We start from the raw sequence: 20,545 nt of genomic DNA, 5'->3' as shown, positions 1-20,545 counted from the left end.
AGTCATCTGCAGAAAAATATATCATATAACTTTGCAGGAATTCGTCTTTAATGGCGACCAGAAGCGGGTGGGGCCCGTTTCTCCCGAGTCGGGGTTTTTAAACAGGGATAGGGTTAAGGCACGTCGATTTTTCGGCGCGATTGCCTGTGCCCAATCTATATTGGATTGGAGTATTTATGAACATCAAGAGCCTTCTTCTCGGCTCCGCTGCTGCTCTCGCAGTAGTTTCTGGCGCCCAGGCGGCTGACGCTATCGTAGCTGCCGAGCCGGAACCGTTGGAATATGTCCGCATCTGCGACGCATTCGGCGCTGGTTACTTCTTCATCCCGGGCAGCGAAACCTGCCTCAAGATCGGCGGTTATGTTCGTACCGAAGGCAAGTGGTACGACGCTTACAACCCGCGCTCGACCAACGGCACCTACTGGCGCAGCCGTGCACACCTGACCGTCGACACTGCATCCGACACGGAATACGGTGCGCTGAAGACCAACACCGTTCTGCGTTTCGACTGGAACGATGGCGGCGCGACCACCACCAAGCTGATCTTCGCCAACATCAGCCTCGGCGGCTTCACCGTCGGTAAGCTCGACTCTCAGTACAACCTCTACACGGGTTATGCTGGCGGCGTCATCAACGACGACGTGGTCTATGACGGTCCGTACGAACTCAACCAGTTGACCTACAACTACGACGCAGGCAACGGCTTCACCGCTGTCGTCTCGCTCGAAGACAGCAACTCCGGCGCTGGCGCCACGGGCGTAAACGGCCGCAGCAGCACCAACCACTACACGCCGGACGTCGTTGCGGGTCTCGGTTACAAGGCCGGCAACTTCGGCTTCAAGATCGTCGGCGGTTATGACTCCATCGTCGAAGAAGGCGCCATCAAGGCTCGCGTCGATGCCGACTTCGGCATCTTCAAGGCCTTCCTCATGGCTGGCTGGAACACCGACGGCGACCAGCTGAACAAGTACGCCAGCGCGAACGGTGCAGGTCCGGCCAAGAACATCGGCTGGGGCGACTGGGCTACCTGGGGCGGCGTAACCGTTCCGATCAACGAAAAGCTGCAGGCAAACGCTCAGGTTGCCTACACCGACTCGAAGATCTTTGCCGCCACGGCGAACCTCAAGTTCACCCCGGTCAAGAACTTCCAGATCACGCCGGAAGTATCCTACACCAACTGGGACTCCATCAATCAGGACCAGTGGTCGGGCGTGCTGCGCTTCCATCGCAGCTTCTAATAGCTCGTTTACGAGATCTGATCTGACTTGACCCCTGATCGGATGGGGGCCGGCCTTACTTCCAGCGAAGTCGGGCCGGTCTTTCCGAGGCAGGGGTTAGTCATTTTTCTGAGGGCCGATCAGGGATTGTTTTGGCAGGAGACTTCGGCGAAACGCGAGCGGAAGCCCGGCGGACAGATAATTGGCTGCCGAATGGCGACGCCGTAGCGCGGCCTCTTCAATTATCATTCTCCCTCATCGACACCAGGCATTTTTTATCGTAGAGACAACTCATGTCTTTGACCTTCGCATATGCCGCGCGATTTTATTCGTACCGCTGCTCTCAGCGGAGGCGGGCCTGTGCGTAGTTAAAAGAGACACGACAGCAAAGACCCGAACCAGCCGCTAGTCTACCTGGCGGCTTTTTTGTCGCCACGGTATGACCCCAAAAGGAACCGATACCGTGTTGAATTCCACTGATGACCTGCGCATTGTCGAGATCACGGCGCTGACGCCGCCCTCTCGGATCATAGATGAAATTCCCCGCGACGAGGCCGTGACGGCGACCGTTAGCGGCGCCCGCAATGCCGTTCACAACATCCTACACGGCGAGGACGACCGACTGATCGTCGTGATCGGCCCCTGCTCCATCCATGATCCGGCTGCGGCCCACGAATATGCAGCACTCCTCAAGGAACAGCGCGACCGCTTCGCCGACGATCTCGAAATCATCATGCGCGTCTATTTCGAGAAGCCGCGCACGACTGTCGGCTGGAAGGGTCTCATCAACGATCCGCATCTCGACGGCAGCTACCGCATCGAGGAAGGACTGCGCATCGCCCGCAAGCTGCTGTTCGATGTCAACGAGATCGGCCTGCCGGCGGGCTGTGAATATCTCGATACGATCACGCCTCAGTACATTTCCGACCTGGTCAGCTGGGGCGCGATTGGCGCGAGGACGACCGAGAGCCAGGTGCATAGGCAGCTGGCATCGGGCCTCTCCTGCCCCGTCGGCTTCAAGAACGGCACGAATGGTGACGTGCGCATCGCGCTTGACGCGATCGTTGCGGCATCGCAGCCGCATCACTTCCCGGCCGTGACCAAGGAAGGGCTTGCAGCGATCGCCTCCACCCGCGGCAACGAGGACTGCCATATCATCCTGCGCGGCGGCAAAGAGCCCAACTATGATGCCGCAAGCGTGCAGTCGACAGCGGAACAGTCCCTCAAGGTCGGGCTTGAGCCGCGCATCATCATCGACGCCAGCCATGCCAACAGCAGCAAGAATCCGGAAAATCAGCCGCTCGTCGTCACCTCAGTCGCAGAGCAGGTTGCAGCCGGCGACCGGCGGATCAAGGGCATGATGATGGAGAGCAATCTGGTGGCTGGCCGCCAGGATCTCGTGCCCGGCAAGCCGCTGGTCTATGGCCAGAGCATCACCGATGGCTGCATCGACTGGCCGACCTCGGTCCGCACGCTGGAAGATCTGGCAAAGGCTATCCGGGCACGGCGTCAGGCGCGCTAACACCGTCTCCCATTCGGGAAACAGGTTCGGGTCAAATACGTCGGTAGTGCGCGAGGCTCAGATAGTTTTTTCTCGGCCCGCGCACATGCCACATCTCGGCCCAGGCATCGGGCGAGCGAAAGAACAGGCGGCCCCGGTAGAGATCGGGACTGCAATGATGGGTGACGCGCTGCGAGGCGCCTTCACCGATGCGAATGAATTCCGAAAGATTGGGGAAATGCACGACGAGATCGTCGTCTGCGTGATCGAGTCGATAGGTGCGGCTGCTTCTCAGCGTCGCGTGGTCGCTTCGCGTATCGCCGTATTCCTCGAACTGGACAGGCGTAACAAACGCCTGTCCTTCGAATGTGATCAGGGAACGGTTGAAGCGATCGATGATCCGCCGCTTCACCTCCCATGCGCCGAGGAAAAGACTCAGCCGGCCGATGGCGGCCGATTCTTTCATCAGGAGGCCGCGCGCTGCACTGCGTCGGCCTGCCGGCGGGGCAGTTTCCAGCCCGGCCGGACGAAGTGGCAGGTATAGCCGTTCGGATAGCGCTCCAGATAATCCTGGTGCTCCGGCTCGGCTTGCCAGAAGTCGCCGACCGGTGTGACCTCGGTGACGACCTTGCCGGGCCACAGGCCGGAAGCGTCGACATCGGCGATCGTATCCAAGGCGACCTGCTTCTGCTCTTCGCTGGTGTAGAAGATCGCCGAGCGATAGCTCAAGCCGACATCGTTGCCCTGGCGGTTGCGCGTGCTCGGATCGTGGATCTGGAGGAAGAATTCCAGCAGATCGCGAAAGCTGATCTTCTGCGGGTCGAAAATGATCTCGATCGCCTCGGCATGGGTGCCATGGTTGCGATAGGTGGCGTTGCGGACATCGCCGCCGCTATAGCCAACGCGCGTCGAGATAACGCCGTTATAGCGACGGATGAGATCCTGCATGCCCCAGAAGCAACCGCCGGCGAGAACTGCACGTTCCGTTGTCATCTTACATCCTCCACTTGATCGATGTAGGCACCATAGCCCTCTGCTTCCATGCGGTCACGCGGCACGAAGCGAAGCGAGGCGGAATTGATGCAATAGCGCAGGCCGCCGCGATCGATCGGGCCGTCCGGGAAGACATGGCCCAGATGGCTGTCGCCACCGGCCGAGCGCACTTCGACGCGCACCATGCCGTGCGACATGTCGGTCAATTCGCTGACATTGGCGGGCTCGATCGGTTTCGTAAAGCTCGGCCAGCCGCAGCCGGAATCGAACTTGTCGGCGGAGGCAAAAAGCGGCTCGCCCGAGACGATGTCGACATAGATGCCGGACTGCTTGTTGTAGAGATATTCGCCGGAGCCGGGACGTTCCGTGCCGCTCTGCTGCGTCACGCGATACTGCTCAGGGGTGAGCTTGGCTACTGCCTCTGCCGTCTTGCTGTATTTGCCCATTGTTGTTCTCCTTGCCCCTTGGCACGCCTTCCGAGCTTGGCCTGACGTCCTCACTGAGGACTCGGGAAGGCCGGATGAAGCTCGATCAGCGCTAAGGGAGTGGTTGCAGGGCCAATATAGGCATCGCGCGATCGATTTGCCATATCGATCACGACTGCGTGACGCTCTGCCCTTCCCGCGCCTTACCCATGCATCTCGCTCGAACCGGTATAAATAGCGGCAAGCGCCTCGATGCCGGCCTGATCGTCACCATCGAAGCGGCCGGGAAGCGGGCTGTCGAGATCGATGACGCCGAAGACCTTTCCATCGCGAAAGAGCGGCACGACCAGCTCCGACCGCGAGGCGGCATCGCAAGCAATGTGTCCGGAAAAGGCGTGCACATCCTCGACGAGGACCGACTGGGCCCTTTCGACCGCCGTGCCGCAGACGCCGCGGCCGACGGCAATGCGCACGCAGGCCGGCTTGCCCTGGAATGGCCCGAGCACAAGCTCGCTATCCTGCCGCAAAAAGTAGAAGCCAGCCCAGTTGAGATCCGGCAGCATCTGGAAGATCAGCGCGGACGTATTCGCCGCATTGGCAATCGGATCATGCTCGCCATCAAGCAGGGCTTTCAATTGATCGGCCAGTTCGCGATAGAATTCGGGCTTGCTGTCATATCGGATCGCTTTTTCTACGAACATGGGCTTACCCTTTCGAAGTTCCTGTCTTGCGGAGATATCAGTCCTTGTCGTCAGGCGGGCAAGGCCAGCTGGAAGGCGCTTTCAGCCAGGAGGGCAATATGGTCGTGTTGTCCCCGCAGGCCAGGTTGATCTGCGCCTGCTGCAGACCGCTTGCCTTCGACAGATCAAGGCCCTCGATGCGCGTCAGATACATGAAAGCGCCACTGAAGGAGGTTGCCCCGTCCATCACCGCGCCATTCAAGGTCGCCCGCGAGAGATTGGCGAAGGAGAAATTCGCACCCGTCAGCACGGCCTTGTCGAAATCGGCACGGCCGAGTTCCGCCTTCTGGAAATCGGCGTTCTTCAGCTGTGCGCCGGCAAATTCGGCGCGCTGCAATTCGGCATTGGCGAAAGACACGCCATTGGCGGAGGCATTACTGAAATCGGAGCGGTATGCCTCGATCTTTGCGAAGTTGGCGCCGTCGGCCTTGGCATTCTTCAGCCAGGCACGCACCAGAGTCGCTTTCTCGAGATTGGCCGAGGTCAGATTGGTGTCGCTGAGATCGGTGCTATCGAAATGGGCGCCGGCAAGGTTGGCACCGTGGAGGTCGCTACTCTGCAGCATGATATTGGTCTTGCTGCAGCCGCTCCAGTCGAGCCCGGGTCCGGCGACATTGCCACAATCGGCCGCACGCAGGGCATTGCTGCTGGAGCCCAGAAGAAATGCGGCGCTCAACGCCAGCACGCCAAAGCCGGTGGTGATCCCCAATCTCTTCCCAACGGCACTACCGCGCAAAACGCCGCTACGCCGCCCTATGATCGTCTCCCCAGCCAATCTGGCCACCCCGTCAACAAGATCCATTCCGTTACTCCACTCCAGCGCCTGCCAGCCGAACTCCTCCATGAGTCGGAGGCACGTCCCTCTTCCTTGTATATGGTGCTTCGGGCGACAAAAAGAGCCGGTTTTGTAAAAGCATATTTGAAGCGTGGTTTAGATCTTGGTCGATGTGGATCGGGAATGGCTTAGCGGCGTCGGAACGGCTTCTGCAAAGCCACAAATGCTCGGCCTTGAGCCGCCGACAATTGAGGCGGAAACGCCGCCATCGCATAGCGACGAAACACGGCCGAGCCTTGCGCAAATCTGGCAAATAGCGTTTTTCGGTGGGGGGCTTTTCGGGAAAAAGATCAGTGTTTTAAGCTGGTCGGAGTGGAGTGATTCGAACACTCGACCCCCACGTCCCGAACGTGGTGCGCTACCAGACTGCGCTACACTCCGTGACCAGCGGCGCTTCTATAGACCAGCCATTTTTGATGCACAAGCACCAATTTCAAAAAACCTTTTGATTTTTGACGAAAAAATTACAGTCGTATCTGCCTGTAAAATTGGCAGGAAACAGCTGTCGAAAATGCCGGCGTGCAAAAGACGCAACAGATCAAGTAAAATCCCGCTTGTACACGCGGATGGGAATTTTCTTTTGCCGGCTTTGGCGCTAAAGCCCTAAGCGGGACAGGTGGAAACGTCGTGGGACAGCACGGCTTTTCCGCAACCTTATGCGTGACAGAAGCTCAAGGACGACACGATGAATATCCGCATGATCACCGCGGCTGGACTGTTGCTGGCATTGGCCGGTTGCAGCACCACGACGACAACAACGACAGCAGCCCTTCCGCTGCTTGCGAAGAACCCGGTTCAGGATCGCTGGCAGGGCCAGTCCGCAGGCCGCTTCTTCGCCGCCTACGGCCCGCCGATCTCAGATCGCGACGAAAGCGGCAATCGCGTCTATACTTGGCGCGGCGGCTACAAGAACGTCACCGTCGTCACCAAGGACGGCAAGAAGAGCGGCAAGCGCTCCCTCAGCTGCAAGGCCGACATCGTCACCAACCAGAGCTACGAAATCCGCTCGGTTAAAATCCTCGGCGACCAGCCTGGTGTCAGCGGCCCGTCCTACTGCGCCGAGCTTCTGGCTCCGCCGGAAAAGGCGAGCTGATAACAAAGCTTCATCACGGAACAATATGAGCGGGCGGCCTGCAAAGGCCGCCTGTTGCGTTTGCGGGCGTTAGCCGTTGGCATCGGCGAGCTCGGCGCAGCTTTTCGGTCGCGGCACATCGCCAGCGGGTATGAAAGTCTTGTCGATGGCATAAAGCCTGGCAAAGGACGTTTCGGCGGCAAGTTTCACACCTTGCGGAACCACGCCGCCAAAACGGTCCTCGACATCGGCGTTGACGAGCAGAATGAAGTCGAAGCGATGCCGCCAATCCTTGAGGTAGGGCGCAATGCCGCTGAAGGCCGAAATCTCGTCAGGGCAATCCAGCAGGCTTATGGGGAACAGATTGCCTTCCGGCACGGCGATGTCGCTCCAGGGCGGCAACACGGTCAGCGGCTGCTTACCCCTGGCGGTGAAGATCGTCGGCACGAAGGCATGGGCGTAAGGGACCGCAAGCGTGGGCAAATGCCGGAAAGTGTCCTGGTTCCAGGCGAAGTAGCGATGATCCGCCGTGCCGCGCTCGCTCTGCTGCCGCATGACCGGCAGGACGGCTGCACCTTCGGGCACCGCCGCCAGGACAGTGCTGACATCAGCGGCATCGGCCTGACCCTGCCACCAATTGACACCGATCCAGGCCGTTCTGCCCAAGACGACCGTCGAGAGCACGAGCATGACCAGAAAAGCTTGCCGGCGTGGCACGCGAGGCAAGGGACAGATCATCACCATGGCAGCGAGCGCCATCATGATCGGAAAACGCCAGCTGATCCAGCCCGTCCCGAGCATATGACGCGGCACGACGCAGGACAGAAGCAGCAGGCCGGCGGCCGTCACCGCCATGCCGGCATGCGCGCTCAGACGGCGCGTGAGAGCCGCATAGATTCCAACGAATATCAACGGGATCAGGAACAGCATGTCCGCCGACAGCCCATAGCTCCAGAATGCCGACATCAGGTTGGCTACGAGCAGAATGGGTGAATCGTTCCAGGATGCATCCAGACTGCCGCCTCCATCGGGCAAGACAGGCTGATAGAGAAAAAGACAGATCGCCGGCAGGGCGCAGGCCAGCATCGCAAGCAGAAGCCTGCCGCATAAGCGCAGGAAATCGCGAGGTGACCTCAATGCTGCCGTCGTCGGCGAGAATTCGAGACCGCAGACGAGCGCCATGTAGAAGCCGAGCGAAAAGAGGTGCATAACGGTGAGCAGCAGGCCCGCCAGCAGACGCCAGCAGAACAGCGCGCCCGGATTGCGGGACTGCAGAGCATGATCGGCGGTCGCAAAGAACAGCGCCATGCCGAGCCCGATCTGAAAATTGATGAAGCCGCCAATCAGCGTCGCACACCAGGCGAAATACAATATGCCGATCTGCCAGTAATGGCCGCCGCCATGCAAGCGCCGGTGTAAAGCGATCGCCCCGAGTGGCGGCAGTACGATCGCCAGGAAAAGAAGGCCGCGAGCCAGCAGTGAAACGCCGATCAACGGCCCCAGCCAATATGCGGCAAGATCAATGCCGACATTGGTGAACGTTCTGTTCCAGTCAATCGCATAGATCTCATGAAACGGCGGCGTGTTGATGCCGCCGGCCAGCAACCACATGCGCGCATAATGGTTTGGGTAATCGAGGATCGGCGGAAACTTGAAGATGGTGACGAAAACGGCGACCAGGATGAGGAAGGCAGCGATGGCGATGCCCGGCCTCTGCCTGACGATGGCGGCATTCGCATCAACCGCGTCGTGCGCGGAAACAATATCGGAAACGACGACGCCCTCGGTCGACGATGAAGTCGCGGAAGCTTGCGGCATCAGCGGGCCGCCCTCACCTGCTTCGCGCTACCAGCCCCATCCCCGAGATTATGCAGGGCGTCATCAAGCGCGCGGCGTTTGCCTGCTGCGTCCATATCGGAAAAGCCGCTGGGAATATCGAGGGAGCGCCCGCTCTGTAGCAGGCTTTCGATCATGAAGATCGGCCGCCGCTTGTTCTCCTGCACCAGACGGCCGACATATTCGCCGATGATGCCGATGCAGATGAGCTGGATGGCGCTGAAGGCAGTGATAGCCGCCATGATGCTGGACCAGCCGACGATCGTCTCCCCCGCAAACCAACGGACGAGCGTATAGACGAGCAGCAAGGCCGCAGAGCCGGCACTCGCAAGGCCAAGCCAGGTGCTGATCCGCAGCGGTACGGTTGAAAAGCTGGTGATGGCGTCGATCGCGAAATTGATCATCTTACGCAGCGGATATTTGGTGGTGCCGGCAAAACGCGCATCGCGCTCGTAGGGGAGCGCCACCTGCCGCCCGCCGATCCAGCTCACCATACCGCGGATGAAACGATCCCGCTCCGGCATCGCCAGCAGGATATCGACGACACGTCGGCGCATCAGCCTGAAATCGCCGACATCGCGCGGGATCGCCACCGAGGCGAGCCGCGACAGCAGCCGATAGAAGAGCGAGGCGGAGGCGAGCTTGAACCAGCTTTCCCCCTGTCGGCGCATGCGCTGGCCATAGACGACATCCGCACCACGATCCATGATCGGCATCATCATCAGCAACAGTTCCGGCGGGTCCTGAAGATCGGCATCGATCAACAGCACCCGCTCGCCGCGCGAGGCGGCAAGGCCGGCGGTGGCGGCAAGCTGGTGTCCGTGGTTGCGCATGAGGCGCACGCCGAGTACCTGCGGCACCTTCGCAGCAAGCGAGGCGATGACCTCCCAGGTGCCATCTGTGGACCCATCATCCACCAGGACGATCTCGAAGGCTTCGCCGGCGATGCCCCGCGCCGTTGCCTCCGCGCGCCGGCAAAATTCGCTGAGCCCCTCCTCCTCATTGTGGCAAGGGGCAACGATGGAAAGCAGCAGTTCCTGGGGTTTCTGGTTCATGATCGTCCGCATCGAGATGACGGCGGTCAGAGTGCAGGAAAAAGGTCAAACAAGCTTTAAGGATGGGCGAATGGCGGCACACCCAATCTCGCGCAACGGTTTCACGAAGAATTGAAATCACCACTGTCGACGGGCCGCTCTCAGCGGGCATCACGGGGCGACGACGGCCTCGCCTCAATCGTTCGAAGAAGGCGCCTCTATCGATGCCGAAGGCCTCTCGGCCAGCATCATCAATCATCGTCCATCCGCAGGGAAATCCTCGTTTCAGGCGAAACACAAATACTTTAGCATCTTCAAAAATGTTTCGGTTCAACCCTTGACCCGGAAAGATTGTCGTTGAATATGCGTCCTGGGAGATGCTTGCAGTCTAAGGTTACGCGCCATCTAAATTGTTGCGGCGGCCCAAACCCATGATCTCCCGTCAGAAGGAGAGCCCCCTTGAAAAACAAAGCACTTATCGTATTGGTCGCCACAGTGGCTTCCGGTCTTGCAACCACCATTTGCGGAACTTCCATTGCCATCGCGCAGGATGCAGCAACCAGCATCGTGGTCGGAGCCGATACCACTTTCCCGCCCTTTGAAACCGAGAAGGACGGCGTCGTTACGGGATTCGACATTGACATGATCAATGCGATCGCCAAGGCCGAAAATATGACGGTCACTCTGAAGACCCTGCCGTTCAACGGGCTCATCCCAAGCCTGCAGGCAGGCTCGATCGATGCTGCGGTCGCCGGCATCACGATCAAGACCAGCCGGTTGCAGAACGCCAATTTCAGCGATGCATATTACAAGTCCGGCCTGTCGGTTCTGGTGAAGGCGGACTCCAGCATCAAGAGCTTCGACGATCTGAAGGGTCATGTCGTTGCCACGAAGAAGGCAACGTCTTCGGTCGATTACCTGACAGGCCACGGCTTCTCATCCGATTACATCAAGCAGTTCCAGAGCATCGACGCTGCCTATCAGGCACTTATGACCGGCGGTGCGGACGCGGTGATCTTCGACAACCCCGTCAATATCGACTTCAAGGCCAAGCACAGCGGCGTGCAGACCGTCGGCCCGCTGCTGACGGGCGAATATTACGGCATCGCCATCAGCAAGACGAAGCCCGATCTCGCTGCCAAGATCAATGACGGCCTCGCCAAGATCCGCAAGAGCGGCGAGTATCATCAGCTGTTCGTGAAGTATTTTGGCGGCGATACGAGCGGCGAAGTCAATGACGTGATCGACCCGGCGAAGGTCGCGCTTTCGGAATAAGATCGGCCGAAGATATTTTAGGCTTCCCGAAAGTTACGTGATTGATCCGCAGGCTGCGCGGCGCATAGTTGCGTTGCGCAGCAGCATCAATTCTCCAGTAAATAAAAGAAACAAACAAGGCACGGTTCATGGACGCCATCTGGCAAAATTTACCTGTGATCCTCAACGGTCTGCTCCTGACGATCGAATATTCGATCGTCGCAATTATCCTGATGGTCATCATCGGACTGGTTGCGGCGCTCATGCGTCTTTCGAAGGTTGCGCCGCTGCGATGGATCGCCACAGCCTATGTCGAGATTTTCCGATCGACGCCTCTGTTGGTCCAACTCTTCTTCATAGTGCTCGGACTGCCGGCAATTCTGCCTGTCAATGCGTGGTTCGGGCAGCTCACCTACCCTATCCTCGCAGCCGCCCTCACCCTCAGCCTGAACGAGGGCGCCTACGTCACCGAGATTGTACGCGCCGGCATTCTCGGCGTTGATCGCGGGCAGAAAGAGGCAGCGGCAAGCATTGCGATGACCGGCTTTCAGACGATGCGCTACATCGTTCTGCCGCAGGCCTTCAAGCGCATGATTCCGCCATTGGTCAACCAGGCGGCCCAGACGATCAAGGATACCTCGCTGCTGGCCCCGGTCGGCATTGCCGAACTGGTCTACAAGGGTGAAATCGTGATCGCCGAAACCTTCGCATCTTTCACGATATGGGGTTTCGTCGCGGTGCTATATTTCATCATGATCTTCTCCTTGTCGAAGTGCTCGTCCTATATCGAGAGGAGGCTTCAAGTTGATAAGCGTTAAAGAGCTTCACAAGTCCTTCGGGCACCATGAGATCCTGAAAGGCATCACCACGCATGTGGAGAACAACGAAGTCGTCGTCGTCATCGGACCGTCGGGAAGCGGCAAGAGCACCTTCCTGCGCTGCCTGAACGGGCTGGAAACGCCAACCAGCGGCGATATCGAAATCGCCGGAATGATGCTGACCGACCCCAAGACCAACATCCACAAGCTGCGCCAGCATGTCGGCATGGTCTTCCAGCAATTCAATCTCTTCAGGCATCTGACGATCCTGGAGAACATCACGATCGGCCCGCGCAAGGTCAAAAAGGTCGCGCCTGAAGAGGCCGATCGCGTGGCGCACGAACTGCTGGCGAAAGTCGGCCTGCGCGGCAAGGAAGCGAACTATCCCGACGAGCTTTCCGGCGGTCAGCAGCAGCGTGTCGCGATCGCCCGCGCGCTGGCGATGGGGCCTGACGTCATGCTCTTCGACGAGCCGACCTCGGCGCTCGACCCCGAAATGGTGGGCGAAGTGCTGCAGGTCATGAACGATCTGGCGCGCGAAGGCATGACGATGGTCGTAGTCACCCACGAAATGGGCTTTGCCCGCGAGGTAGGCCACCGCGTGATCTTCATGGATCACGGCCAGATCTTGGAAGAAGGCGCCCCCAAGGAGCTCTTCTCAAATCCCCAGATGGATCGAACCAAGAATTTTCTGGCGAAGATCCTTTGAACAGGGGGCCCGCTTTATGGCGGGCCTTTTTTGTTTTGATTGATGGAAAGCTCTCGACCAGAAGGATGGCGTGACAAGGTTGAGCAGCAGTCGAAGTGTTATGATTGCAGAGCAGACTGCAGACGCGACCCGTATCTTACCTTGATGCAAGGCGTCTCCGAGCCGATCCAAGCGGCATCATTTATGGCGCGCGTCTCGTAACAACCCAACGAGCGCTACCATCAATAAAATACCAAGGACAAATCCCGCGCTGCCTCCCCAGATCGCTCCGTGCCTTCCACCTGCAAGCGCGCCGATAGCACCTCCGATTAGAAGCAGGAGAAATGGCGGCAAACAACCCATTACAATGCATCCCGACTAAAGGCAGGTCTCACCCGGAATAACTCCAACATTATTTCAGTCAGTGGATATGGCTGGGGCGCCAGGATTCGAACCTGGGAATGCCGGTACCAAAAACCGGTGCCTTACCGCTTGGCGACGCCCCAACAGAGGAAATGGCCTGCTATACCAGCCAAATCGGCGTCTGATTAGCAAAGGTCGCTTGCCGCTACAATGACTAAGTGATGCGCGAATGCATATTTCTGTGTGCTTTCCGGGCGGCTATGATAGGTCTTGCTGCACTGCATTTGAAATCAGGAGGTCCGATGAGCCAGTTTCGCGCCCGCCCGCCGGCAGTGCCCACCGTACTTCTCGATGATGCCGTCTGCCGCATCACACGCTGGGATTTCGAGCCGGGCGCCGATACCGGACATCATGTCCATGGTCTTGGCTATGTCGTGGTACCGATGACGGATTGCCAGTTTCTGCTGGAAGAGCCTGGCGGCAGCCGCCGTGTCGATATCGCCAAGGGCGCCGCCTATCGGCGCGAGGCCGGTGTCGAGCACAATGTCGTCAATGCCGGCTCCGAGCCGATGTCCTTTATCGAAATCGAATACAAGCAATCATGAGCACGCCTGACTTCGATCTTGCCTTCGAACCCGGCTATGGCCGCGCCGTTCCCGTTGCGCCCGGCATCGAGCGGATGACGGTCAACAATCCCAGTGCCTTCACCTTTCACGGCACCAACAGCTATATCGTCGGCGGCTCGTCTGTCGCGGTCATCGATCCCGGCCCGGAGAACGAGGCCCATTTCACCGCCCTGATGGCGGCGCTGGAGGGGCGCGAAGTCACGCATATCTTCGTCAGCCATACCCATCGCGATCACTCGCCGCTCGCCAAGCGGCTGAAGGAGGCAACGGGGGCGCTGACCGTCGGCGAAGGGCCGCATCGGGCCGCTCGGCCGCTCCATCAGGGCGAGATTAATCCGTTCGCCGAAAGCTCCGACATGGAGTTTCAGCCTGACATCGTGCTTGCCGATGGTCAAAGCGTCTCGGGAGACGGATGGCAGATGACGGCGCTCTTGACGCCGGGTCATACGGCAAACCATGCCTGCTTCGCGCTCGATGGCACCGGCATTGTCTTCTCCGCCGATCATGTCATGGCCTGGGCGACCTCGATCGTCGCGCCGCCGGATGGCTCCATGGCGGATTATATGGCCTCGCTGGAGCGGCTTCTTACCCGCGACGACCGGCTGTTCCTGCCCGGCCATGGCGGTCCGGTGAAGGAGCCGGCGTCCTTCATGCGCGGCCTCAGAACCCACCGCCGCATGCGCGAGCGTGCCGTGCTGGAGCGCATCAAGGCCGGCGACCGGCTGATCCCGGACATGGTGCAAGCCATCTATCGCGACACGGACCCACGCCTGCATGGGGCGGCCGCGCTTTCTGTGCTGGCGCATCTGGAGGATCTGGTCGAGAAGGGTCAGGTGGAGACCGATGGACCGCCGGCGCTGCTGGGGACCTATCGACCGGCTTGAGCCACCTCAGCTTCCAGCGATACCCAGCAATTCCGCATCCAGCGCCTTCAGATAGCTATCCGCCAGATCGGCGCTGACGCCGAGATCATCCTGGCCGTAGCGGGAAGCAACGCGAATATCGACAAGCGTTGTTTCCGCCTCTTCGCGAATACGGATCAGTATGTCGCATGGCAGGCCAAAAATGCGAGTTCGCATTTCGCCCTGCAGAATGACGTCGGTATTCTGGCGAATGAGTTCCGCCACTCCGTCGCGGAGGGGGCGCGGCGTCGGCACAGGAACGATGGCGGGCACATCGCCGACGGCACTGTCATCCTGCGCCGGATTAGCCGTCTGCGGACGTGTGCGGCGTTTTGGCTTCACGTTGCCGTTCGGATCGGCGACATCGGCGCCTTCGGCCTTGACGATGGTGATGTGATAATCATGCGCGACTTTACGCACTGCCTCGAGAACACGATCGGCAGCGCCTTCGTAGCGGCGGCTGATCAAAGCGGGATAAGCATCGAACTGCGCCTCGCGTTCCTGCTGCGTCACCAGATGGCGCGGCGGCAGCCACAGCTGCCGCGCATCCGGTGTTGCCAGCCATTCCGGCGGGTCGTTGAGATCGGTCGAAATCTCGTAGATATGCGGCCGGGTCCAGTAGCGTTCGGCGCCGAAGCCGAAAATGGCGAGCGGCAGGGCGGCATAGACGAGCGCCTTGACGGCGGAGACACCACCAATGGCAGCGCTCTGCCAGAGCTGAGCAAGGCCGACCAGCGCGAGCAGAACCGCCAGGATGGCGCAGCCGGCGGAAATCAGGAGCAGCAGCACAAAATAAGGCGTTTCCAGCGGCGCGAAGCGGTGGCCGATCAGCGTCACCCCGCAGAGCACCAAGGCAAACGAAGCGATCAGACGCGCGGCGCGGGCGGCATGAGAAACTGGACGGTCGAAGCGAATGGTCATCAAGGGCTCGTCGGCGCGTCGGGTCGGAAGCCGGATGCACCGAATCCCAAAATACGACCTATGTTTAGATCAAGAAACGGCGAAAATAAATCGAATGTCACGGCACCAACATGCAATGTTCTCTCAAGGCTCAAACCAGTAACGCCTAGACCAAAAATGTGAGCGCTTGCTTAAATTCCTAAAAAAGGCCATTCTTTAGCGTTTTATCGAGGCTTTGAAAGGACTTGATGAGATGGAACCGATGCTTTCTCAAGACGTCGCTGCCAAGGCGCTGCCGGGCGCGGCGATTGCCGGAGCCGATACGGGCGATCCCATTCTGCCGTTGGAGCTCCTGGAGCTGGAGCTCTCACTCGAAGGTTTTTCCGGCGGGGAACCGGGCTTTTGCGAGGCCGTGCGGCATGCCGCCTCGGCGGTGCACGGCGACTTCCTATTCGATCTCCCCGCGGCAGGACTGATCTCCGATTGCCGCAGACTGGCTGTCATCCGGATTCCCGAAGGCGATGCGACGATGCGCACACTCTTTGCCGCGCTGGACGAAGACGGCGCGGAAATCCGTTTGCTGCAGCCGGATGAAGAGACCGACCACCTGTTGCGCTTTGCCGATGCCTTCGTCGATCTCTTGCAAAGGCTGCCGGCAAAGCCGAAGGAAGCAGCATAAGCAACCCGGCCTGCGGCGGTAATACGCCTTTCGCGCCATCACGCGCAGCGCTATAATTCGTGCCTGCACATCTGCATCAGGACACCAAGTCATGCGTATCGCTGCTTCCGCCTTCTCTCTTCTCGCTATTACGCTTGTGCTCTCCTCCTGCCAGACAGCCGAGGAGATACGCGCGGCCGACCAGGCCAGATGCAGCGGCTATGGTTTTAGGCCAGGCACCCAGAACTTCGCCAATTGCCTCATGAACCAGGACCTCAGCCGGCGCGCCGACCAACGGGCTTTCATGGAAAGCAACGATGATTTCTTCTGGGGTCCGACGGTCGTTGTCGGCGGTCCCGGATATTACTATCATCGCGGCTACTGGCGCCGCTGATACCAGTGCCGGTAACGAGCTCAATTCCACTTTAGAGAATCAGGCTCGCCCCTTGATCGCCGCCTGAGCCGCGGCAAGCCGCGCAATCGGCACGCGGAAGGGGGAACAGGACACATAGTCCAACCCGATATCCTCGCAGAAATGGATCGAGGCGGGATCGCCGCCATGCTCACCGCAGATGCCGAGCTTCATGTCGTTGCGGGTGCGGCGGCCGCGCTCCGACGCAATGCGGATGAGCTCGCCGACCCCGTCGAAATCCAAGGATATGAAGGGATCGTGCTCGATGATGCCCTTGCGCTGGTATGTCGGGATGAAGGCGGCCGCGTCATCGCGCGACATGCCGAATGTCGTCTGCGTCAGGTCGTTCGTTCCGAAGGAGAAGAATTCCGCAGCCTCGGCGATGATGTGGGCGCGCAAGGCCGCGCGCGGCAGCTCGATCATCGTGCCGACGAGATAGTCGATCTTCATCATGGCTTCCGTCATGACGGCGCGCGCCACCTCGTCGATGCGGGCCTTGACGTAGTCCAACTCCGAGCGCAGGCCAACGAGCGGCACCATGATCTCGGGCACGACAGCTGCTCCGGTCTCACGTGCAGCGAGGACCGCTGCCTCGAAAATCGCGCGGGCCTGCATCTCGACGATCTCCGGATAGGAAATCGCCAGACGACAGCCGCGATGACCGAGCATGGGGTTGAACTCATGCAGCGCATCTACCCGCTGGCGCAGCATGGCCGGTTCCATGCCCATGATCCCCGCCACTTCAGCGATCTCTTCATCCGTCTTCGGCAGGAATTCGTGCAATGGCGGATCGAGCAGGCGGATAGTCACCGGCAGGCCGTGCATGATGGTGAACAGGCCGGTGAAATCGAGCCGCTGCATCGGCATAAGCTTGGCAAGGGCGGCACGGCGCCCCTCTTCGTCTTCGGCGAGAATCATCTCGCGCATCACATGGATGCGATCGCCTTCGAAGAACATGTGCTCTGTGCGGCAAAGGCCGATGCCCTCGGCGCCGAAGGAGCGGGCCGCACGCGCATCCGCCGGCGTATCGGCATTGGTGCGTACCGTCATGCGCCTGGAACGGTCGGCCCAGGCCATGATGCGCCCGAAATCGCCCGACAGCTCCGGCTGGATCATCGGCACCTCGCCCTTCAGCACCTGGCCGGCCGAGCCGTCGATCGTGACGATATCGCCCTTCTTCAACGTGACGCCGATGCCGATCAGCTTCTCGTTGCGCATGTCGATGCGCATGGTGCCGGCGCCGACGACGCATGGGATGCCCATGCCGCGAGCGACCACAGCCGCATGGCTGGTCATACCGCCGCGCGTGGTGAGGATCGCTTCAGCGGCGTGCATGCCGTGAATGTCTTCCGGGCTCGTCTCTATACGCACGAGGATCGCCTTGCGGCCTTCCTCCTCGGCAATGATCGCCTCTTCCGCGGTGAAGACAATCTCGCCGGTTGCAGCACCCGGCGATGCAGGCAGGCCGGAGCCGATAAGTTCGCGGCGGGCGCGCGGGTCGATCGTCGGATGCAGCAGCTGGTCCAGCGTCGACGGTTCGATGCGGGAGACAGCTTCGTCCTCGGTAATCAGCCCCTCGTCGACCATATCGACGGCGATCTTCATCGCCGCCTTGGTGGTTCGCTTGGCATTGCGGGTCTGCAGCATCCAGAGCTTGCCGCGCTCGATGGTGAATTCCAGGTCCTGGACATCGCGGTAGTGCGCTTCCAGCTGTGCGCAGATGCCCCGGAACTCGGCAAAGGCCTCGGGCATCAGCTTTTCCATCGACGGCTTGTCATAGCCGGAGGCTATGCGGGCGACTTCGGTAATGCTTTGCGGCGTGCGGATGCCGGCAACGACATCCTCGCCTTGCGCATTGACGAGAAATTCGCCGTAAAGCTCCTTCTCGCCGGTCGATGGGTTGCGGGTGAAGGCGACACCAGTCGCTGACGAATTGCCGAGATTGCCGAAAACCATCGCCTGAATATTGACGGCAGTGCCCCAGGCCTCGGGAATGTTGTGCAATTGACGGTAGGTGACGGCGCGGGCGTTCATCCAGCTCGCAAAAACGGCGCTGACGGCACCCCAGAGCTGAACCTCCGGCTCCTGCGGAAAGGCTTCGCCCAACTCCTCTTCGATGACAGTCTTATAGATCGAAACGACGTGCTGCCATTCGACGGCGGTGAGATCAGTATCGAACTCATGGCCAAAACGGGCCTTCTCATCCTCGAGGATTTCTTCGAAGACTTCATTGTCGAGACCCATGACGACATCGGCATACATCTGGATGAAGCGGCGGTAGCTGTCCCAGGCGAAACGGGCGTCGCCGGCATCATGGCCGAGCGCCTGTACGGTGGCGTCGTTAAGGCCGAGATTGAGGACGGTATCCATCATGCCCGGCATCGAGGCGCGGCCGCCGGAACGCACGGACACCAGCAGCGGTCGTTCGGTATCGCCGAACTTGCGGCCGGTGATGGCTTCCATCCGCTGCAGCCCGCGCATGACCTGCGGCTTCAGCTCGTCGGGGACCTTACGGCCGTTCTTGTAATAGAAGGTGCAGACATCGCTGACGATCGTCAGGCCCGGCGGAACCGGCAGGCCGAGATTGCACATTTCAGCAAGATTTGCGCCCTTGCCGCCGAGCCGCTCAAAATCGCCGGCGCCCCCCTCGGCCTTGCCGTCGCCGAATGTATAGACCCAATTCGTCATTGTCTCCGTCCAACTCCTCCGGTTGAACTTAATTCATTGAGGCACAAATGAAAATCGACAAATATGGCAAAATGTTGCGCCGCACAATAAATAAGATCCGAAGGCTCCCGATTTCAATCGATTGATCGAAACCAGGAGCTTCCGGGTCAATTCAGAGCGGCTTGACGGCTAGAGCGGTTCAGCTTTTCACGCAATTCCGGACGGGAAAACCGCCGCGCACTTTTCCTGGAATTGCTCTAAGCTTTCGGCTCGCGCTGGGCCAGGATCTTGTCGATCCGCATGCCGTCGAGATCGACGATTTCGAAATGCCAGCCGCCGAAATTGAAGCTTTCACCGACTTCGGGCAGATGGCCGAGCTGGTAGAGAGCGAAGCCCGCGAGCGTGTGGAAATTGACTTCCTCCTCGCTGAAGCGCAGCCCGAGCCGCGCAAAGGCGTCATAGACCGGCATCATGCCTTCCATCAGCAGCGATCCATCGGCGCGCTCGACGACATCGGGCGTGTCGTTGTCCATGTCGGGCAGATCGCCGGCGATGGCTTCCAGCAGATCCGTCTGCGTGACGATGCCTTCCAGGCTGCCATATTCATCGATGACCATGGCGAGGCGGACCGGCGCGCGCTTGAAGTTTTCCAGCACCTTGAAGACTGCCGTGGATTCGTGAACGACCAGCGGCTGGCGGATGACGGCCATCGGGTTCAGCGGCTCGCCGTTCAGAAGTTGATCGAGCAGATCCTTCTTCAGGATCATACCGATCGGCTCGTCGATCGAACCGCGTCCGACGAGAAGCTGCTCGAAGCGGCTTTCGCGGATGGTCTTCTGCATTTCCTCCGGCGGGTCTTCGGCGTCTATCCACTCGACCTCCAGCCGCGGCGTCATGATATCTGAGACATCGCGGTCGCCGATATTGAAGACGCGTTCGACCAGATCCTGCTGCGCCTGTTCCAAGAGGCCTGCTTCCTGGCTTTCAGCGATCAACAGCTTGATTTCAGAGGGCGAATGCAGCGAGCCTTCGCCAGCACCCGGGCGCAGCCCGAAAAGACGGAGCACAAGATTGCCGAGACCGTTGAGTACAGTGATTGCCGGGCGCAGCAGGAAGAGAAACAGTCCGAGCGGCCGCACGACGCCGAGCGCGGTGCCTTCGCTGCGCTGCAGGGCAAGGCTCTTCGGTGCAAGCTCGCCAAGCACGATATGAAGCGCGGTGATGATGATGAAGGAAATAGCGACAGCGATCGCATGTGAACTGGCCGCAGCCCATGCTCCGGGAAGAAAATCGAGAAGCGGCTCGAGCAGATGAGCAAGTGCGGGTTCGCCGACCCAGCCAAGCGCGAGGGAGGAGATGGTGATACCGAGCTGCGTGGCCGCCAGATTGGCATCGAGATTGTCGACCGCCTTCTGCAGCGCCTTGGAATTCATCCGCCCTTCGGCAACGAGCTCCGTCACGCGGCTGCGGCGGACGGAAACCAGGGAGAACTCGGCCGCAACGAAAAAGCCGTTGGCGGCGACGAGCAGCAATACGGCGAGTATTCCGAGGACATCGAAAATACCGCCAGTCGAGTCAGACATACGTCCCTTCCGGGCGGATCA

General features: G+C 59.9%; 21 protein-coding genes and 2 tRNA genes. 10 read left to right on the top strand and 13 right to left on the bottom strand.

Features of this window, described 5'->3' with window-relative positions; translation table 11 throughout:
- Positions 1–176 precede the first annotated feature (176 nt).
- Together ABOK31_RS02760 and ABOK31_RS02755 are read left to right on the top strand one after the other, a co-directional pair.
- The gene (locus tag ABOK31_RS02760; RefSeq protein WP_174173906.1) at positions 177–1,238 is read left to right on the top strand and encodes a porin; all 1,062 of its coding nucleotides are present in this window, start codon (positions 177–179) and stop codon (positions 1,236–1,238) included.
- Positions 1,239–1,680: 442 nt separating this feature from the next.
- A complete protein-coding gene (locus tag ABOK31_RS02755; RefSeq protein ID WP_349957706.1) occupies positions 1,681–2,739 on the top strand; it encodes a 3-deoxy-7-phosphoheptulonate synthase in 1,059 nt (352 codons plus the stop codon).
- Between the two features lie 31 nt (positions 2,740–2,770).
- Here the strand turns inward: ABOK31_RS02755 and ABOK31_RS02750 are convergent, their stop codons facing one another.
- The 6 genes from ABOK31_RS02750 to ABOK31_RS02725 form a co-directional block, all read right to left on the bottom strand.
- Positions 2,771–3,184: a DUF6314 family protein gene (locus tag ABOK31_RS02750; protein ID WP_349957705.1), complete on the bottom strand. Its 414-nt coding sequence runs from the start codon at positions 3,182–3,184 to the stop codon at positions 2,771–2,773.
- A complete protein-coding gene (msrA, locus tag ABOK31_RS02745) occupies positions 3,184–3,711 on the bottom strand; it encodes a peptide-methionine (S)-S-oxide reductase MsrA (protein ID WP_349957704.1) in 528 nt (175 codons plus the stop codon). Before msrA ends, ABOK31_RS02750 begins: the two co-directional genes overlap by 1 nt.
- A complete protein-coding gene (msrB, locus tag ABOK31_RS02740; protein WP_047627622.1) occupies positions 3,708–4,157 on the bottom strand; it encodes a peptide-methionine (R)-S-oxide reductase MsrB in 450 nt (149 codons plus the stop codon). The genes msrA and msrB overlap by 4 nt, the downstream gene beginning before the upstream one ends.
- Before the next feature lie 182 nt (positions 4,158–4,339).
- Positions 4,340–4,837 (bottom strand): GAF domain-containing protein, encoded by a 498-nt coding sequence (locus ABOK31_RS02735; RefSeq protein ID WP_349957703.1) that lies wholly within the window; start codon positions 4,835–4,837, stop codon positions 4,340–4,342.
- A gap of 37 nt (positions 4,838–4,874) precedes the next feature.
- Positions 4,875–5,585 carry a pentapeptide repeat-containing protein gene (locus tag ABOK31_RS02730; protein ID WP_174174956.1) on the bottom strand — a complete coding sequence of 237 codons (711 nt, stop codon included), beginning with the start codon at positions 5,583–5,585 and terminating at the stop codon, positions 4,875–4,877.
- 430 nt (positions 5,586–6,015) lie between these two features.
- A tRNA-Pro gene (locus ABOK31_RS02725) sits at positions 6,016–6,092 on the bottom strand.
- Positions 6,093–6,396: 304 nt separating this feature from the next.
- Here ABOK31_RS02725 and ABOK31_RS02720 point away from each other — a divergent pair.
- Positions 6,397–6,804, top strand: coding sequence for a hypothetical protein (locus tag ABOK31_RS02720; RefSeq protein WP_349957702.1), 408 nt, complete (start codon positions 6,397–6,399; stop codon positions 6,802–6,804).
- A 69-nt stretch (positions 6,805–6,873) separates the two neighbouring features.
- Here ABOK31_RS02720 and ABOK31_RS02715 read toward each other — a convergent pair whose 3' ends face one another.
- From ABOK31_RS02715 to ABOK31_RS02705, 3 genes are read right to left on the bottom strand one after another with little or no spacing between them, the layout of a single operon-like run.
- Positions 6,874–8,601: a hypothetical protein gene (locus ABOK31_RS02715; RefSeq protein ID WP_349957701.1), complete on the bottom strand. Its 1,728-nt coding sequence runs from the start codon at positions 8,599–8,601 to the stop codon at positions 6,874–6,876.
- The gene (locus ABOK31_RS02710) at positions 8,601–9,674 is read right to left on the bottom strand and encodes a glycosyltransferase (protein WP_349957700.1); all 1,074 of its coding nucleotides are present in this window, start codon (positions 9,672–9,674) and stop codon (positions 8,601–8,603) included. Before ABOK31_RS02710 ends, ABOK31_RS02715 begins: the two co-directional genes overlap by 1 nt.
- Positions 9,619–9,987: a hypothetical protein gene (locus ABOK31_RS02705; RefSeq protein ID WP_349957699.1), complete on the bottom strand. Its 369-nt coding sequence runs from the start codon at positions 9,985–9,987 to the stop codon at positions 9,619–9,621. The genes ABOK31_RS02710 and ABOK31_RS02705 overlap by 56 nt, the downstream gene beginning before the upstream one ends.
- A gap of 125 nt (positions 9,988–10,112) precedes the next feature.
- On the opposite strand from ABOK31_RS02705, the gene ABOK31_RS02700 reads away from it, so the two are divergent.
- From ABOK31_RS02700 to ABOK31_RS02690, 3 genes are all read left to right on the top strand, one after another.
- A complete protein-coding gene (locus ABOK31_RS02700; protein ID WP_174173851.1) occupies positions 10,113–10,928 on the top strand; it encodes a transporter substrate-binding domain-containing protein in 816 nt (271 codons plus the stop codon).
- A 128-nt stretch (positions 10,929–11,056) separates the two neighbouring features.
- Entirely contained in the window at positions 11,057–11,725 is a 669-nt protein-coding gene (locus ABOK31_RS02695; RefSeq protein ID WP_174173850.1) for an amino acid ABC transporter permease, read from the top strand.
- On the top strand, positions 11,712–12,434 hold the full coding sequence (locus ABOK31_RS02690) for an amino acid ABC transporter ATP-binding protein (protein ID WP_349957698.1): 723 nt from the start codon (positions 11,712–11,714) through the stop codon (positions 12,432–12,434). The genes ABOK31_RS02695 and ABOK31_RS02690 overlap by 14 nt, the downstream gene beginning before the upstream one ends.
- A 410-nt stretch (positions 12,435–12,844) precedes the next feature.
- On the opposite strand, the gene ABOK31_RS02685 is transcribed toward ABOK31_RS02690, so the two are convergent.
- Positions 12,845–12,919, bottom strand: a tRNA-Gln gene (locus ABOK31_RS02685).
- Between the two features lie 159 nt (positions 12,920–13,078).
- Here ABOK31_RS02685 and ABOK31_RS02680 point away from each other — a divergent pair.
- Complete coding sequence (locus ABOK31_RS02680; RefSeq protein ID WP_092709865.1) at positions 13,079–13,381, top strand: cupin domain-containing protein; 303 nt, start codon at positions 13,079–13,081, stop codon at positions 13,379–13,381.
- The gene (locus tag ABOK31_RS02675; RefSeq protein WP_349957697.1) at positions 13,378–14,286 is read left to right on the top strand and encodes an MBL fold metallo-hydrolase; all 909 of its coding nucleotides are present in this window, start codon (positions 13,378–13,380) and stop codon (positions 14,284–14,286) included. Before ABOK31_RS02680 ends, ABOK31_RS02675 begins: the two co-directional genes overlap by 4 nt.
- 6 nt (positions 14,287–14,292) lie before the next feature.
- On the opposite strand, the gene ABOK31_RS02670 is transcribed toward ABOK31_RS02675, so the two are convergent.
- Entirely contained in the window at positions 14,293–15,225 is a 933-nt protein-coding gene (locus ABOK31_RS02670) for a DUF1499 domain-containing protein (protein WP_349957696.1), read from the bottom strand.
- Positions 15,226–15,466: 241 nt separating this feature from the next.
- Here ABOK31_RS02670 and ABOK31_RS02665 point away from each other — a divergent pair, with 241 nt between their 5' ends.
- On the top strand, positions 15,467–15,883 hold the full coding sequence (locus ABOK31_RS02665; protein WP_174173845.1) for a hypothetical protein: 417 nt from the start codon (positions 15,467–15,469) through the stop codon (positions 15,881–15,883).
- Positions 15,884–15,974: 91 nt separating this feature from the next.
- Positions 15,975–16,256 carry a hypothetical protein gene (locus tag ABOK31_RS02660; protein WP_349957694.1) on the top strand — a complete coding sequence of 94 codons (282 nt, stop codon included), beginning with the start codon at positions 15,975–15,977 and terminating at the stop codon, positions 16,254–16,256.
- Between the two features lie 39 nt (positions 16,257–16,295).
- On the opposite strand, the gene ppdK is transcribed toward ABOK31_RS02660, so the two are convergent.
- Positions 16,296–18,962: a pyruvate, phosphate dikinase gene (gene ppdK / locus ABOK31_RS02655; RefSeq protein WP_349957692.1), complete on the bottom strand. Its 2,667-nt coding sequence runs from the start codon at positions 18,960–18,962 to the stop codon at positions 16,296–16,298.
- 236 nt (positions 18,963–19,198) lie between these two features.
- Complete coding sequence (locus tag ABOK31_RS02650) at positions 19,199–20,524, bottom strand: hemolysin family protein (protein ID WP_349957691.1); 1,326 nt, start codon at positions 20,522–20,524, stop codon at positions 19,199–19,201.
- Positions 20,525–20,545: the final 21 nt, after the last annotated feature.

This window comes from Rhizobium sp. ZPR4, from assembly GCF_040215725.1.
Taxonomy (GTDB): domain Bacteria; phylum Pseudomonadota; class Alphaproteobacteria; order Rhizobiales; family Rhizobiaceae; genus Rhizobium; species Rhizobium rhizogenes_D.
The sequence above is the reverse complement of the archived record's forward strand: the minus strand, read 5'-3'. Positions and strand labels throughout refer to the sequence as shown.

Excerpts from the sequence above, each read along its gene's own strand:
- ABOK31_RS02760 (WP_174173906.1), top strand. The coding sequence starts at position 177 with ATGAACATCAAGAGCCTTCTTCTCGGCTCCGCTGCTGCTCTCGCAGTA.
- ABOK31_RS02750 (WP_349957705.1), bottom strand. The coding sequence starts at position 3,184 with ATGAAAGAATCGGCCGCCATCGGCCGGCTGAGTCTTTTCCTCGGCGCA.
- msrA (WP_349957704.1), bottom strand. The coding sequence starts at position 3,711 with ATGACAACGGAACGTGCAGTTCTCGCCGGCGGTTGCTTCTGGGGCATG.
- msrB (WP_047627622.1), bottom strand. The coding sequence starts at position 4,157 with ATGGGCAAATACAGCAAGACGGCAGAGGCAGTAGCCAAGCTCACCCCT.
- ABOK31_RS02735 (WP_349957703.1), bottom strand. The coding sequence starts at position 4,837 with ATGTTCGTAGAAAAAGCGATCCGATATGACAGCAAGCCCGAATTCTAT.
- ABOK31_RS02720 (WP_349957702.1), top strand. The coding sequence starts at position 6,397 with ATGAATATCCGCATGATCACCGCGGCTGGACTGTTGCTGGCATTGGCC.
- ABOK31_RS02715 (WP_349957701.1), bottom strand. The coding sequence starts at position 8,601 with ATGCCGCAAGCTTCCGCGACTTCATCGTCGACCGAGGGCGTCGTCGTT.
- ABOK31_RS02710 (WP_349957700.1), bottom strand. The coding sequence starts at position 9,674 with ATGAACCAGAAACCCCAGGAACTGCTGCTTTCCATCGTTGCCCCTTGC.
- ABOK31_RS02695 (WP_174173850.1), top strand. The coding sequence starts at position 11,057 with ATGGACGCCATCTGGCAAAATTTACCTGTGATCCTCAACGGTCTGCTC.
- ABOK31_RS02680 (WP_092709865.1), top strand. The coding sequence starts at position 13,079 with ATGAGCCAGTTTCGCGCCCGCCCGCCGGCAGTGCCCACCGTACTTCTC.
- ABOK31_RS02675 (WP_349957697.1), top strand. The coding sequence starts at position 13,378 with ATGAGCACGCCTGACTTCGATCTTGCCTTCGAACCCGGCTATGGCCGC.
- ABOK31_RS02670 (WP_349957696.1), bottom strand. The coding sequence starts at position 15,225 with ATGACCATTCGCTTCGACCGTCCAGTTTCTCATGCCGCCCGCGCCGCG.
- ABOK31_RS02665 (WP_174173845.1), top strand. The coding sequence starts at position 15,467 with ATGCTTTCTCAAGACGTCGCTGCCAAGGCGCTGCCGGGCGCGGCGATT.
- ABOK31_RS02660 (WP_349957694.1), top strand. The coding sequence starts at position 15,975 with ATGCGTATCGCTGCTTCCGCCTTCTCTCTTCTCGCTATTACGCTTGTG.
- ppdK (WP_349957692.1), bottom strand. The coding sequence starts at position 18,962 with ATGACGAATTGGGTCTATACATTCGGCGACGGCAAGGCCGAGGGGGGC.
- ABOK31_RS02650 (WP_349957691.1), bottom strand. The coding sequence starts at position 20,524 with ATGTCTGACTCGACTGGCGGTATTTTCGATGTCCTCGGAATACTCGCC.